Consider the following 13,415-nt stretch of genomic DNA (forward strand, 5'->3'; position numbering starts at 1 on the left):
CAGCAGCAGCGGTGCGTCAGCCTCTCGCGGCAGCCGCATCGCGTGCATGCCGTAATCACGGCCGATTTCAACGATCAGCGACAAGACGGTCGGGTGCAGGTGGAAATGCTTGTGCGTATTGACGTGATCCAGCGTCAAACCAGTCGCCGCGAACGCGTCGAACTGCGCGCGGATCTCGCGGGCCAGTTGCCGGCGCACATGCGGCAGGAAAAAGAACCGAACCCCATCGCGAGCCATCGCATCGCCAAACCGGCCATGTGCGTCGACCAGGGACGCGATGCGCTCACGCGGCAGCATCGCATTGCCGTCAACCAGCACCAGATGTAAGCCGACACGCAGCGACGGCATCCGGCGCGCGCGCTCAAGCGCATCGCGCGCGGCTGGCGCGGCCACCATCAGGCTCGCCGCATTCAGGATGCCCTCGCGATGCGCGCGCTCGACTGCCTCGTTCACGCGCGGATGCAGTCCGAAGTCGTCGGCGGTGACGATCAATGCGCGGGCCGACGACTGTGTCACGCCTCGTGCGCTCGCAGGAAGCGGAAGAACTCGATCCCCTCGCGCAGCCGGCGCTTCATCATTTCCCAGCTCGTCAGCATCTCCCGCACGATCTCCCAGATCTTTGACGGCCGGAAATAGAACCGCTTGTAAAACTCCTCGAGGCCGTGATAGATGTCCTCGCGTGACAGGTGTGGGTAGCCGATCGCCGCCAACTGCACGCCCTCATGGCTGACCAGGTTGATGACCTTGTTTTCCTCCAGCCAACCGTTCTCGACGGCCTGCTTGTACAGCGTCGTCCCGGGATACGGCGCGGCCAGCGACACCTGGATCGTATGCGGGTTGATTTCCTTCGCATACGCAATGGTTTTTTGAATCGTCTCGCGCGTTTCTCCGGGTAGGCCAAGGATGAAGGTGCCGTGAATCTTGATGCCGAGCTTGCGGCAGTCCTCACTGAAACGGCGCGCGATATCGGTGCGCAACCCCTTCTTGATATTCAGCAAGATCTGATCGTCGCCGGACTCGTAGCCGACCAGCAACAGCCGCAGGCCGTTTTCCTTCATGATCTTCAGCGTCGAATACGGCACGTTCGCCTTGGCATTGCACGACCACGTGACACCGAGCTTGCCGAGCCCACGCGCGATTGCCTCCACGCGCGGCTTGAAGTCGGTGAACGTGTCGTCGTCGAACATGATCTCCTTGACTTCAGGCATGTTGTCGCGAATCCACTTCACTTCCTCCAGCACGTTCTCGACCGAGCGTACCCGATAGCGATGCCCACCGACCGTTTGTGGCCACAGGCAGAACGTGCAGCGCGAGCGGCAGCCGCGGCCGGTATAGATCGACACGTACGGATGCTTCAGGTAGCCGATGAAATAGTTGTCGATTTTCAGGTCGCGCTTGTAGACGGGCGCCACGAACGGCAACTCGTCCATGTTCTCGATCATCGGTCGCGGTGGATTGTGCTCGATCGAGCCATCGGCCAGCCGGTACGACAGGCCGGTGACGTCCTTCAACGGCCGGCCTTCGGCGACTTCCTTACACGTATAGTCGAACTCCTCGCGGCCGACCCAGTCGATCGCCGCACTCGCGCTGAGCGTGCCATGCGGATCGACCGCCACTTTCGCGCCAACCATGCCAATCATCACCGACGGCTTGCGCTCCTTGAGCTTCTGCGCAAACAACGCGTCGGTTGGGAACGACGGCGTGCTCGTGTGGATAACGACCAGATCGTAGTCTTGCGCGATATCAAGCGTCGCCTTGACCGATAGGCCGTCAGCCGGCGCGTCGAGCACGCGGCTGCCCGGCACCATCGCGGCGGGCTGCGCGAGCCATGTCGGGTACCAGAACGAGCGTATTTCGCGCTTGGCCTGATAGCGTGATCCGGCGCCGCCGTCAAAACCGTCAAATGACGGAGCCTGCAAGAAAAGCGTCTTCATTTAGTCAAATGCTCCGCAATGTGCGATGAACGCCGCACCACGTTCCCCAAAAAGCCGTGACCTCGATCGTCCGGGACGCACGCCGCTACAGCGACTCACGGTTGCGCGACGGCAATGGCGTGCCGACCAGCGGCACGCGCGAGCCGCGCCAGTATACGTGCGAGCCAACCGCAGCGCTCAGCCATTGACCCAACAACAACATGTCGCGCAACGGCACCAGCGGCAAATCGCGCAGGAAGGGGCGCACGGTGCGCGCGTCGTGCTCTCGAGCCACCTCACCGGTGATGTAGACGCCACGCCAGTGCAGCACCAGTCGCGCGAGCAAGCCGATGCTGGCCAGCGCCGCGGCAACGCCACCCAACAGCGTCTGGGACGCAGGCCGGACCAGCGCGAGCGCCGCAGCCGCGATCAGCCACGGCGACGTGAACGTGACGAACAGGAAGCCGAAACCGAACGGATTGATCGAGCGGATCGTGCGTAACCAACGCGTTTCACGCCGCCACAGTGCACCGAAATGCGACTCTGCGACGTCGGTGGATACCGTGATGTCCGACAGCACCGTCGCGAGCCCGGTTTCGCGCGCGTGTTCGGCCAGCCAGTAATCGTCCGCGAGACAGTTCTTCAATCGCTGGAAACCGCCAATTGTATCAAGGGTCTGCCGCCGCAGCGCCAGCGTCGAGCCAAAACCGAAGCGGGTCGATCCTCCGGCATGCGCGACCCGCACCGACGGTGCGAACCAGTCATTGACAAACATCGCGCCAAGCCGCGTCCACCACGGACCGACGCCGTGCGCTCGGTATAGGCACGTGACCACGCCCACAGCCGGATCGGCCAGCGGCGCGCACACCGAGGCCAGGTAATGCGGCTGCACCGCGATATCGCTATCGGCAAGGACAATCGTATCGTAGCGGGCGTGCGCGGCCAGGTTGATCAGATTGCTGACCTTCAGATTGCTGCCATGCACATGCGGATCAACAAACAGTCGGATGTCGCATGTCGGATAAGCCGCTTGCAGCCGCTCGACGACCGCAATCGCCGGATCGTTCGGAGAGTGGACGCCGCAAAGCAATTCGAAGCACAGATGATCTTGCTCGCAGAACGTCGCGAGATTCTCAAACAGCCGCGGCTCTAGCCCGCACAGCGGCTTGAGCACGCTGACCGGCGTAAGCGGCGCGCCTGGCGCATTTAGCTGTGCCGGATACGGGGGGCGACGCCCGCGCAGCGATACCGCCGCGGCGATCACAGCATAAAACGCCGCCATGGCGGCGACGGTCACGATTAACCAGGACGCGAGATTTGCGGTTGCTGCCATCACACAGTAGACGCATGCTACCTTGGCGACATGCGTCGTTTTCGTTCATTCTTGCCAGCCCAAGCCGGACCTGGACAACGTTAAAGTAATAAACCAAAGTAATATGAAAGGCTATTTTCTGCTACATCGAGTGTACGCAGTATTCTGATGACGTGCGCGTTCACCCGCGCTACCGACCGGATGCCGCGTTTTCCAGCCTCTGCCGCAGCCCCCCGTTGCACCCACGCACGTCCGTTGGCGCGCCGGGCTCAGAAGTGAGTCCAGGATGATAACGACTCGATGTGATGGCAGCAACCGCGTCTTGACGAAAATCACGACCGCGCACACAACTACGCAAAGGCCCTTCGTCATCCTGGCGCGCCCTTCGTCATCCTGTGGGCCTGCGCAGGCGCCGGTGTTGGTGCCTGCGACTGGTCGACGCCTAAGCCAGAAGTCTGTAATGACGTTATGTTTGCAATATGCTGCAATAGCATTCGCCATTGGCGATAACCACCCTGCCAGCTTCCAACACAGCGCTTGCCAAGCGCGAGACATTGAATCTGCGCATCAAGCCCAAGGAGCGAAGCTTGATTGACCGGGCTGCGAAGGTCCGAGGGAAAAATCGTACGGATTTTGTGTTGGAAGCGGCACGGGCAGCTGCAGAAGACGCGTTGCTTGACCAAACCATCATGACGGCTTCCCCAAAAGCTTATGCAGCCTTTGTGGCGCGTCTGGACATGTCCCCATAGCCAAACGAGCGCCTGCGTAAAACCTTGCAAACGCCGACGCCCATCGTGCCACAGCCGCTCGATACGTTATCACTACCCGCCATGCTCGATGATCGCAACGGCCTGCACCGCGCACTCGGATGCCGCCAGTGCGCCGCCGATGACAATTTCAATGCGATTTACGATTGGCTCGCGCGCGGCCAGTCACCGGTTAAGCTTGAGCGGAAAGTTGGGGTGCCGCTTGCCCCCACCGCTGGCTGCGTGCCTGTTTAACGTCTCGTCCACTTTTGCTCCTACCAAAAAATTAAGGCGAGCTCATTTAAACTTCATGCGACACGCTGTGCGAACGGCCCTCGCGAGCTTACAATTACCCACAATCTGAAAGAGCAAGTCCATAGCCAAGCTGGATGTCGGTCAGACGCCGGATGCCACGCCACATGACGATATTGCCAGGAGGTGGAGCCGGCACGCGCGAGATAACCACCAAGTCTGGCCAGCTTCGTCGCGCTTGCCCTGCCCCCCGACGCAGCGTTAGACACCAAGATCACGCGCATTTGGCCCCTCATTTTGTGAAGGGCGGTCAGCTAGAATATCCCGCCACGGGCTTTGCACACGGTCGGGACGCCGGGGGTGAAAACGGAAATCGCAACTAACCCGGGTGGTGTCGGTATCGTTGAACCGGCTGCCATGGTACAAAAAGCCGCCATCCCAAAGCAAAGCCTGTCCGTAGCGCAAATTGAGAGGAGAATAATTGTCACTGCCATAATCATCTTCGACGTACAGAGTACAACCGTCGTGAACATTGGTGAACGGCAGATAGCAATTGATTTGCTCTTCGCGTCCCGTAATGTCGGCGTCGCGGTGAAAATCGCTGACGCTGCCGGTGCGCGCTAAATGGACCCGCATTTTGGGATGCGCCGAGTAACGGACACAATTGGCATAAAAGGGTGCCAGCTGATCAGCAATCCAGCGGTGATAGAGAATGTAGAAAGCGGAATCATCAGGCAGTTTTTGCATTAAGGTCCGTAAGGACAGGTTATCTTGGTAGGTTAATCGGGACCGCCCGCACTGCCGCCGCCAGAACTCGTGGAGCCGGTCAATGCGGGAGACATGAAACACATCGCGGGCTAAAATCCTTGCAAAGGGATACTGATCAGTGTCGTAGTTGATGATGATAAAGCGGCGATGCATAGTCGTGGCTCGAAATAAGGGTTGACTCGCCTTCTCCGTTCTTATAGGGACTGAAATAGGGTGAGGCAGATTATGCCAGCGAAGCTAAAACTTGGGCGACGGTTAACGACGCTAAATGGGCTTTTTCCCACTTGTGCCACAGCATCAGTCCGCCGGTGCTCAGCGCAGCGTTAGCAAGAGTCGCAAGATGCTTTGATGCCGCCCCTGGCAATGGTGGGCCATCATATGCGAGAGGGGGATCCTCATTCCCCGGCTGGCGTGCCCCGTAGCAGCGCAGTGGTATCGCTTCTTCCTGCGAACGACACTCCCCGTAGATTTCGATAGAACCGGCCACTGGATCTCGCAGAAACCGAATGTTTCCTGAGTAAAAATCACGGGTACCTTCCGACCATATTAAACTGTCGGATGACAATTCAAACACTGGAATAGGTTTGCCAGCGATAATCAACCGGTCATCGGCTAGAACCATTGGAGTGGGAACGCGGGTAAAGCGACCGTTGGAGCGGAGGATAAAGGATCCAAAGCGCAGTGGCGGGGGCACCGATAGGCGGTTGACCATAGCAATGGTTGCCGGATCGACAGCATCAACGGTCAGAATTTTGGCGTCGCTGGCGGTACTTTGACGAGGCCATAGTTTGCCGACCAGGCGTCGATCCCCTGACGACTGCAAGTCAAGTTTTAGGAAGCCGTTGAACGGAACTCCCGGTTGTTCGAACCACTGAACCATACCTCCTTTCAAAGTAAAGTGGCGAATTCGGCGATCATTGACATATAGAATACTGTGCAACGGGTTCCCGCGGTGCCCGATTAGAGTGACGACGGTACTGCCATCGACCGTAACATAAACCCCAGTCCACGGGGACAAAGTGGTACGGTACAGATGATCGACCGTGGCATGATAACAAGACCAATCTGGCTGGTATCCGTGCTTTTCAGCCCATTGTACAGCGGTTTTTCGGGCCAAGGTCAGCGGTTTCCCACGGACTTGGCTAAGGAAATCAAAGCAAGCTTTTTTACTGACCATCAACGAGTGAATCATGTTCTCGTTGGCTTCCGATCGAACATAGGTTCCTTTGGCTGCGATCTGAATTGCGCCGGAATCGCGGGAGGCCAGCATTTGCCGCTCACGGTCCGACAGACCAACAAAACGCGGATCGTTCAGGGCCTGCTCAGGCGCATGACGGTACAGGTTTTGCAAACTAGTATCAAAGCGCAGTTCAATCAGGAAGTTACTAGCCCGTGTGTTGCCCTGCCAGCGGTAGGACTTTGGGATGGAAAATTGCCTGAACGCGTCAAAGGCTAACATTTCACGTGGACCATACAGACCGATCTCGCGCAGGGGCGACTTTGGAGTCGTTAGGCTTTGCCCATCCTTTAGCAGCCCGAGGTCAACTGCGGTTTGGCGGTCTGTTGGCACTACGTCGCGTGGGGGCAGATAAAAGGTGGAAATACCGTTGATTGTGGACTGAACTTCGGGGTCGTGAAGGTCCTTTAGGGCATGAATCGCAATCAAGGGCTCGATTGTCGGATACCTTGATGCGACGTAGTGGGTGATTTGGTATTCGGGCCCGTATGACTCAATCAGCCAGTTTACAAAATAGGAAAATCCGCTATTGAGGTAGCCGTGGCGGCGGTATCCCAATTCGCCGATCAGCCCAACCTGCCACAGAACCACGTGCAGCGAGGTATCAATCCGCCGGCGCCGAGTTAAGCAATCGGTAGCTTCATGAGTTTGCAAGCCGGGATGACAAGGATCAACCCCCAGATCGGCGCACAAGGTATCAAGGGCGCATACTCCGGCCTTCATCTTTGCCCGATGACCTTCACGTCGGGCAATCATTACCGCCCGGTGGGTGGACAGTACGAAGATGCCGGGGTGGCCGTAAAACACCACCACCACGTCCAACCCTTGCCGGACCCAGTACAATTGGGCCTCGGTCATCTGCATATAAGTGACATAGCGGACCTTGTCCTCGCCATAAAGAACATAGAGGTCAAGGCTATCAGGTCGTATCCGTTTGAGCCAGACTACAGTTGCCGGATCGGCGACGCAAAACAGTACCTTATCAGCGGCCTGTATTATCTTTTCATCACCAATGGAAAAGCCGATGGTTTCAATTCCAGATCCTATGATAGTTAGGGTGCCGGGTTTGCTATTGGGCGGGATTTCACCGTCTGCGATTTCCCGCACGGTGGGCTTTAGACGAGCAATACCTGCCGCCAATTCCTCCCACGCCCGCTGATGGTCTTCATAGGTCGGATAGTCCGAGGCCAGTGCCTGATTCATGATTTTCTTCTCCTAAGGTTCACATGATTTTGGCGATAAACTTTAGGGCGACCCCAGCGCCGACTTTCAGTGGAAGCGGTTTGTTTTGATACGTGTACTGTCCTAGTTTGACGTAGGCTTGTGGCCACTGTCCCGGCTCGCTAAACTGAGTCATGGCCGCCAGTGCAGTATCGGCGTCCTGCTGGCTCCACCGCCAGTTGGCAAGAGCCTGATCCTCAGCGTCGTTTTTTAAGGACAAGATGCCACTAACCACCATGTTCTGCTCATTGGCATCAGCGCCGTCCTCCACATAGTAAGAAAAGGTAGTCCAACGCTCTTCAATGCTGTTGGCTGGATTTTCCATGTAGTTCATCAACACACCGAGCGGAGATGCCGAGGACGGCTGTTCGTCAGCGTAGCTGATCGACGCCTTTTTGTACCAAAGTTCCAGCAATTTTTGGGCACCGATCATGCCGCCCATCACGGCAGCGTTTTTAAAAACAAACTTGAAAATTTTTCCTTTATTAGCCCATAGAGATGAGCCGACCCGCTTAGCCAGTCCAACCAGGGCCGACTCGTCGATGTTGATATCGGTATCGATGTCAGTATCAACATCAATAACATTGTCGACCACATTATCGACGACGTTGTCGATATCGGTATCAATATCGACATCAATGTCAACGTCAACGTCAACTACCACCAAAGCGTCAATGTCAACGTCAATGTCGACATCAATGTCCACATCTGTGTCCACATCAGTATCGACGTCTGTGTCCACATCAGTATCGACGTCTGTATCCACATCGGTGTCGACATCGACGTTGATTAGATCGCCGTTTTCAACGCCAGCGGCATCGAATTTATTGGAAATCCAGTCGACCAACGCGTTAGCGTCGCTCTTTACGGCGTTAAGTAAGGCCTGCCCGCCGCTTTGCAAGGCATTGTATAAGCCGGGCAACGCCTTAGCAAGATCAATCACTGTGTGGACGATCATCACCATATTGATGGCGGTGTAGGTAACGTTGGCCAGATTGTAGGCGGCCATCCACCAAGCCAATTGCGGCACCTGATAAGGTTGTACGATCAGATCTTCGCCATTGATTTTACCTTGGAAGAACGGTTCGTAGGTGTCGGGCTGGCCGTTGTGCAAATTCATGTCTTGCAGAACCAATGTAAGCTTGATTCCGGACGAGTCAGTGGCACCAGTCGACGTCAGCGCGCGGCGGCTGAACGTCAGTGGTACTGGCGTGCCACTGCCTCTTTGTTCGTTTAAAGGAGTATATTGGGCGCAACCATTACTGCTGAATACGATTTGCCCGGTAGCGGTTTTCGGCAGGACGAGAGGAATAATTGGCTGCGGTGGTTGCGGTGAATAGCAGTAAAAGGTTTTTCCGCCTGTTCCGCCCCAAGCCCGAACATCGTTTTCGGCCCAAAAGGAAACGGCACTAAAAAGTTCATAACTGAAGCTAAGTTTATGCGAAGCAAACCAGGCATCAAGAAGAGGTTTTTGTTTAGTTAGGTCTGGCGTAGTCAAAATGATGTCGTTGATCGCCAGACTATCGGGGCTGTATGGGCTACCGGTATAGGATTGGTAAAAGTCGAAGGCCGCCTTGGCAATATCAACGGCATTGGCCGGGATTGTCACGGTTCCGCCACTGAGTGGCCCGGCCACGGCAGTTGCGACCGGTAGGCCGGTGTCAGGCAGAACAAAGGACAGCGATTCGATGGGCTCACCAAGAGTGTAGAGTGATGTCTGGTTAGCTGGGACTGAACCGACCTTAGTGTAGGACGGATATAGGGTATTGGGATCGGAGGTAGTGGCCCCTGCCGGCACAGTGAAAGTATAGATGTCAAGGGCTTGGGCGAGGGAATTGGTAATGGTGACCTGAGTCATGACTTTTGTCCTGGCTAATTAATGTTAGTGTGTGAAGCATTAGGCGTTTGGTGTTGTATGTCTGTGAGAATCTGGATCAGGGAACCGGACTGGGAGAGCACGGACGCAAGGTACCGCCATTGATCAGAAGCGGTCAATGGCGGCTGCTGGCCGAAAGTATCATTCATCGATCGGCTCGGCAGCCGGATCGTCGTCGTCGACAATTTTTTCCTGCTCCTCCTGCGACTCTTCGATCTGCTTGTTGATTTCTTGCACGGCCGTCTGGTTGCTTTTGATCATTTCAGCGGATTGGGCACTTAGAGATTCTGAGACCGAGTCTACGAAACCGTCCATGCCGCTGTGTAAATCTTTCATAGCCTGCACCTGTTCTTGCACCACGGTGTGTAAGGTTTCCGATGTTGCATTAGTTAACGCGTTTTGAACGTCCTGCAACTGGCCACCCAGGCCTTCGAGCTGTGTCAACTGATCCTGCGACATTTCTGACATGTATTGCGCCAGTTCTTGCATGGTAGTGTTCATGGCGTTGACGCCATCTTCCAGGGAGGCTGCGTTGACCTCGTCGGCGATGTTGCCGGTTTGGACAGCCAAATCCTGCATAGCAGCTTCGGGGCTGGACGGAGCGCTCATTTGGCCGTCGCTCATTCGCTGGGCTACGTCCTGATTCTGCGCTTGTAAAGCGTCTTGAATCGACTTCAGTTGCTGCTCAAACATTTCCTGCATGGTTGGCTGTTTGGCGGCACCCAGTCCGCGAGCCCACTTGTAGATGCCGTACAAAGTTGTTCCGACAAAGTGGAGCAGCATGACCGCGCCGCCCCAAGCCATCACGCTTTCAAAGATCTGGGCCACTCCTTTGGGAGCAAACAACACATTCCAGTAGTCAGAGTGCTGCTTGTCGTCGGATTTTTGCGGCTGGTCAAAGCCAAGCGCCATCATGCCGTTGACAGTACCGGTGAGTACTGGAATGATAGCGGTGTCGGACGGGGTTTGAGTGAACTGCGACTTAACCATAAACAGCCCCTTGACCGCCAGCGCTGGGTTGTCGGGACTAGCGGAATCGACAAACAATCCGTTCAGATACACTAAAGTTTTGCTCTGACTGTTGTCTACCTCCACCGACGTAGTGTCAGATGGCTTGACCGCCGGGGCAAAAGTACAACTGTATCCGGCGTTGGGTAAGGTGACGTCTAACGTCGTTGGCTTAGTCAGGGTAATAGTGCCCATGAACTGCGTGGTGCTGCCGGTGGTCGCGTAAAGATAAAAAGTTTTGTCGCCGTAAGCAGCCCAGGCGAAGGGAAAAGCTTGATAATAACTTTGCATGGCAACAAAGCTCGCCAGCGTCACGTCTTTATAGGAGGTGGTACTTTTAAAAAACTTGTTAACGTTGTCAGCGATGCTGTCAGCCACGGCGTCAGAGGAGCCCGACGACCCATCCGCTGCTTTGCTTGCAGCAGTCTGGGCGCCGGACATTGCAGTCTGAAAATCAGTAGTTAGCTTGGAATTTGGATAAGCATTGATGGTTTGAAAGAAAGTTGCGGCTTCCTTCATCGATTTCAGCGATTCAGCGGTTACCGTCTGTGGCGCATACTTCGACATAATTTGGATCACCCCCAGATTGGCCACTGGCGAGAGCCAATCAGCCGTACTGACCAAAAGGTTGTAAAGGGTGGAGTATTTTTTTTGATGGGTGGTGGGATCGATGTAATACTGGTCGAGAGTGAAGGTTTGGGTGGCATTATTGTTGATGGTCGTCGTGCCGTCTGTTGCCTTCAGTAGCTCTAAAGATTGATCGTAAACCATGACTCCGTTGGCTGGATCAGTCGGGTTATTGGTTGTAGGGGTTAAAATGCAAGCCGTAACGCCGCTGTTGTTGGTTACTTCGATTTGCTTGCTTTGGTCCCCGTTGGGCGTGGGGGAGGTGCTAGGGGCGGTCAATCTGGTCATAATATATCTCCGGGTCTGAAATAGCCAACTAAAAAAGACAGGGAAGCTACGAGAACATCGTTTAAAAGACAAACTGCTTACATACTTCCCTGGTCATCTGGGATAAATTGTGCTACACATTTTCAAGAAAAGATGCGATGACCAGTATTAAACGCTAAGCGATGGACACTAACTTGTACTTGTGCTAATTAAAACGTCACCTTGACAAGGAAAACGCTTAAGTCGCAATCGACTTGCGGTAAGTCAAAATGAATTGATACAATAAAAATATGTAAATTTGGTGCCTCGCATAAGAAAACGCGACTCTGTTTAATTTAAAGTTACCTTGTCATTGATTTCACTTCAAGCCTTGCTTTCATAGAACGCAAAATCGCTGCCCTTGAAAAATTACCCATTTCAATCTTATTGCCAGCTCTCACTATATAAGATGACCAAACCCAACTGTTACTCGCACAGCTTAAGCAACAAGGTAAATCTACTATAAAACTCTTTGGTAGGAATGCAAGGAGTTTTTATTTGCCTAATCCGACAAAACATTAGCCATTAAGAGTCGCTAACGCAACCTGGACGTCAGGCCGTAAGCGCCGTATCCTGCTTGCAATTACCCACATCTCGTTAGCGCGAGTTCATACCCGAGTGTCTGGCGAAAATTACTTTTGCTGACGCATTGACTCAGGTTTTTTGCTACCGATCGGAGCCTGTTGCCTCATGTAATTTGTTACCCGTCAGAATGCTGGCGGGGACGACTGATGACGAGGCGGCTCAGCATGTCAATACGACGGGAATGGATAGAGGCGGTTGGCGAGCGGTACCGCCGTTCTGATCGGAGCGAGAAACGTGCGATACTGGACGAGTTTGTCCAGGTGACGGGATATCATCGCAAGCACGCCATCCGTGTGCTGTGCCGCGAGCCTGTGCTGCCGAGGACGAAGCCCGGCCCCCAGCGACGCTACGACGATCAGGTGCGGGCCGCGCTGATCACGCTGTGGGAGGCGGCCGATCGGATCTGCGGCAAACGACTGAAGGCGCTCATTCCAACGCTGACCGATGCGATGGCACGGCATGGTCACCTGACGCTATCAAAGCAGGTTCGCCAACGGCTGAGTCAGATCAGCGCCGCCACCGGTGACCGGCTGCTGCATGACGTGCGCGAACAGGCTTTCGCAGGTCAACGCCGACGCGCTGGCGCACTGGGTAACGCAATTGGCCGTGCCGTGCCGATCCGCACCTTCACTAACTGGAATCATCCGCCACCCGGCTATCTCGAGGTTGATTTCGTCGAGCATTGCGGTGGCACCAAGATCGACGGCGACTTCGTACACAGCTTCGTGATGACCGATATCGCGACCGGCTGGACCGAATGCCTGGCCATGCCCTATCGAAGCGGTGCGTTCGTTCTCGAGCACCTCGAACGGGTTAGCCGAGCATTGCCGTTTGCGCTGCGTGGTCTGGATTGCGATAACGATACCGCCTTCATGAATGAGGCCGTATTCGACTTCTGCAAGGCAGCGCGCATCGAGCTGACGCTCTCGTGCGTATAAGAAAAACTACCAGGCGTGGTTCGAGCAAAAGAATGGATCAGTCGTGCGCCGCCTCGTCGGGTATGGCCGGTTGCGTGGACTTGAAGCGACGCAAACCCTTGACTGCCTTTACGAGGTGTCACGTTTGTACATTAACTTCTTCCAGCCTTCATTTAAGCTGAAATCGAAGACACGTTGTCTGGCGTCAACTACAAACGCCGCCGACGACAACTAAAATTGCCGCCCTATGTTGCTACCGGGGCTGACGCCGTCGGCTTGGCACCGGCAGCTTTTGCCCGATAGCTTTCAACGCTCATCAAGTCGAGAATGACACTATGATGGACGACGCGGTCGATGGCCGCGAGCGTGGTCATTGGATCCTTAAAGATGCGCTCCCACTCTGAGAACACGAGGTTTGTTGTGATGATGATGCTCTTGCGCTCGTAGCGCTCAGCGAGCAACGTGAACAGCACTTCCATTTCATCTCGGTTATGCTGGACGTAGCCGATATCGTCCAGAATGAGGCACTCGAAGCGATCCAGCTTCGCTAGCTCCTGCGGCAAACGCAGATCGCGCTTTGCTGCCAGTAGCCGCTGCACCAAGGCCCCCGTGGGTGTGAACAAGACCGGGTACCCTTGCTCGACGAG

10 protein-coding genes are annotated in these 13,415 nt (G+C 55.3%); 2 read left to right on the plus strand and 8 right to left on the minus strand.

Features of this window, described 5'->3' with window-relative positions:
- The 3 genes from hpnK to hpnI form a co-directional block, all read right to left on the minus strand.
- On the minus strand, positions 1–516 hold a 516-nt coding region (gene hpnK / locus B0O95_RS14695), incomplete at its 3' end, for a hopanoid biosynthesis-associated protein HpnK (protein WP_146064105.1).
- On the minus strand, positions 513–1,934 hold the full coding sequence (hpnJ, locus tag B0O95_RS14700) for a hopanoid biosynthesis associated radical SAM protein HpnJ (protein WP_104078524.1): 1,422 nt from the start codon (positions 1,932–1,934) through the stop codon (positions 513–515). The genes hpnJ and hpnK, both read right to left, overlap by 4 nt.
- Positions 1,935–2,019: 85 nt before the next feature.
- Positions 2,020–3,246, minus strand: a complete 1,227-nt coding sequence (gene hpnI / locus B0O95_RS14705) for a bacteriohopanetetrol glucosamine biosynthesis glycosyltransferase HpnI (RefSeq protein ID WP_104078525.1) — start codon at positions 3,244–3,246, stop codon at positions 2,020–2,022.
- Between the two features lie 479 nt (positions 3,247–3,725).
- On the opposite strand from hpnI, the gene B0O95_RS14710 reads away from it, so the two are divergent.
- Positions 3,726–3,974 (plus strand): type II toxin-antitoxin system TacA family antitoxin, encoded by a 249-nt coding sequence (locus B0O95_RS14710; RefSeq protein ID WP_332908574.1) that lies wholly within the window; start codon positions 3,726–3,728, stop codon positions 3,972–3,974.
- A 510-nt stretch (positions 3,975–4,484) separates the two neighbouring features.
- Here the strand turns inward: B0O95_RS14710 and B0O95_RS14720 are convergent.
- From B0O95_RS14720 to B0O95_RS14735, 4 genes are all read right to left on the minus strand, one after another.
- The gene (locus B0O95_RS14720) at positions 4,485–5,144 is read right to left on the minus strand and encodes a phytanoyl-CoA dioxygenase family protein (protein WP_104078526.1); all 660 of its coding nucleotides are present in this window, start codon (positions 5,142–5,144) and stop codon (positions 4,485–4,487) included.
- 70 nt (positions 5,145–5,214) lie between these two features.
- A complete protein-coding gene (locus B0O95_RS14725; protein WP_104078527.1) occupies positions 5,215–7,431 on the minus strand; it encodes an SAM-dependent methyltransferase in 2,217 nt (738 codons plus the stop codon).
- Positions 7,432–7,450: 19 nt separating this feature from the next.
- Positions 7,451–9,307 carry a hypothetical protein gene (locus tag B0O95_RS14730; RefSeq protein WP_104078528.1) on the minus strand — a complete coding sequence of 619 codons (1,857 nt, stop codon included), beginning with the start codon at positions 9,305–9,307 and terminating at the stop codon, positions 7,451–7,453.
- A 159-nt stretch (positions 9,308–9,466) separates the two neighbouring features.
- Complete coding sequence (locus B0O95_RS14735) at positions 9,467–11,248, minus strand: hypothetical protein (protein ID WP_104078529.1); 1,782 nt, start codon at positions 11,246–11,248, stop codon at positions 9,467–9,469.
- Positions 11,249–12,015: 767 nt separating this feature from the next.
- Here B0O95_RS14735 and B0O95_RS14740 point away from each other — a divergent pair.
- Positions 12,016–12,789, plus strand: coding sequence for an integrase catalytic domain-containing protein (locus B0O95_RS14740; protein ID WP_233203435.1), 774 nt, complete (start codon positions 12,016–12,018; stop codon positions 12,787–12,789).
- Between the two features lie 224 nt (positions 12,790–13,013).
- Here the strand turns inward: B0O95_RS14740 and B0O95_RS14745 are convergent.
- The coding region (locus tag B0O95_RS14745) for an ATP-binding protein (RefSeq protein WP_158249515.1) at positions 13,014–13,415 on the minus strand (402 nt) is incomplete at its 5' end.

This window comes from Mycetohabitans endofungorum, assembly GCF_002927045.1.
GTDB lineage: Bacteria > Pseudomonadota > Gammaproteobacteria > Burkholderiales > Burkholderiaceae > Mycetohabitans > Mycetohabitans endofungorum.

Bases quoted from the DNA above. Each gene is read 5' to 3' on its own strand.
- hpnI (WP_104078525.1), bottom strand. From the start codon at position 3,246: ATGGCAGCAACCGCAAATCTCGCGTCCTGGTTAATCGTGACCGTCGCC.
- B0O95_RS14730 (WP_104078528.1), bottom strand. From the start codon at position 9,307: ATGACTCAGGTCACCATTACCAATTCCCTCGCCCAAGCCCTTGACATC.
- B0O95_RS14725 (WP_104078527.1), bottom strand. From the start codon at position 7,431: ATGAATCAGGCACTGGCCTCGGACTATCCGACCTATGAAGACCATCAG.
- B0O95_RS14720 (WP_104078526.1), bottom strand. From the start codon at position 5,144: ATGCATCGCCGCTTTATCATCATCAACTACGACACTGATCAGTATCCC.
- B0O95_RS14735 (WP_104078529.1), bottom strand. From the start codon at position 11,248: ATGACCAGATTGACCGCCCCTAGCACCTCCCCCACGCCCAACGGGGAC.
- B0O95_RS14740 (WP_233203435.1), top strand. From the start codon at position 12,016: ATGTCAATACGACGGGAATGGATAGAGGCGGTTGGCGAGCGGTACCGC.
- hpnJ (WP_104078524.1), bottom strand. From the start codon at position 1,934: ATGAAGACGCTTTTCTTGCAGGCTCCGTCATTTGACGGTTTTGACGGC.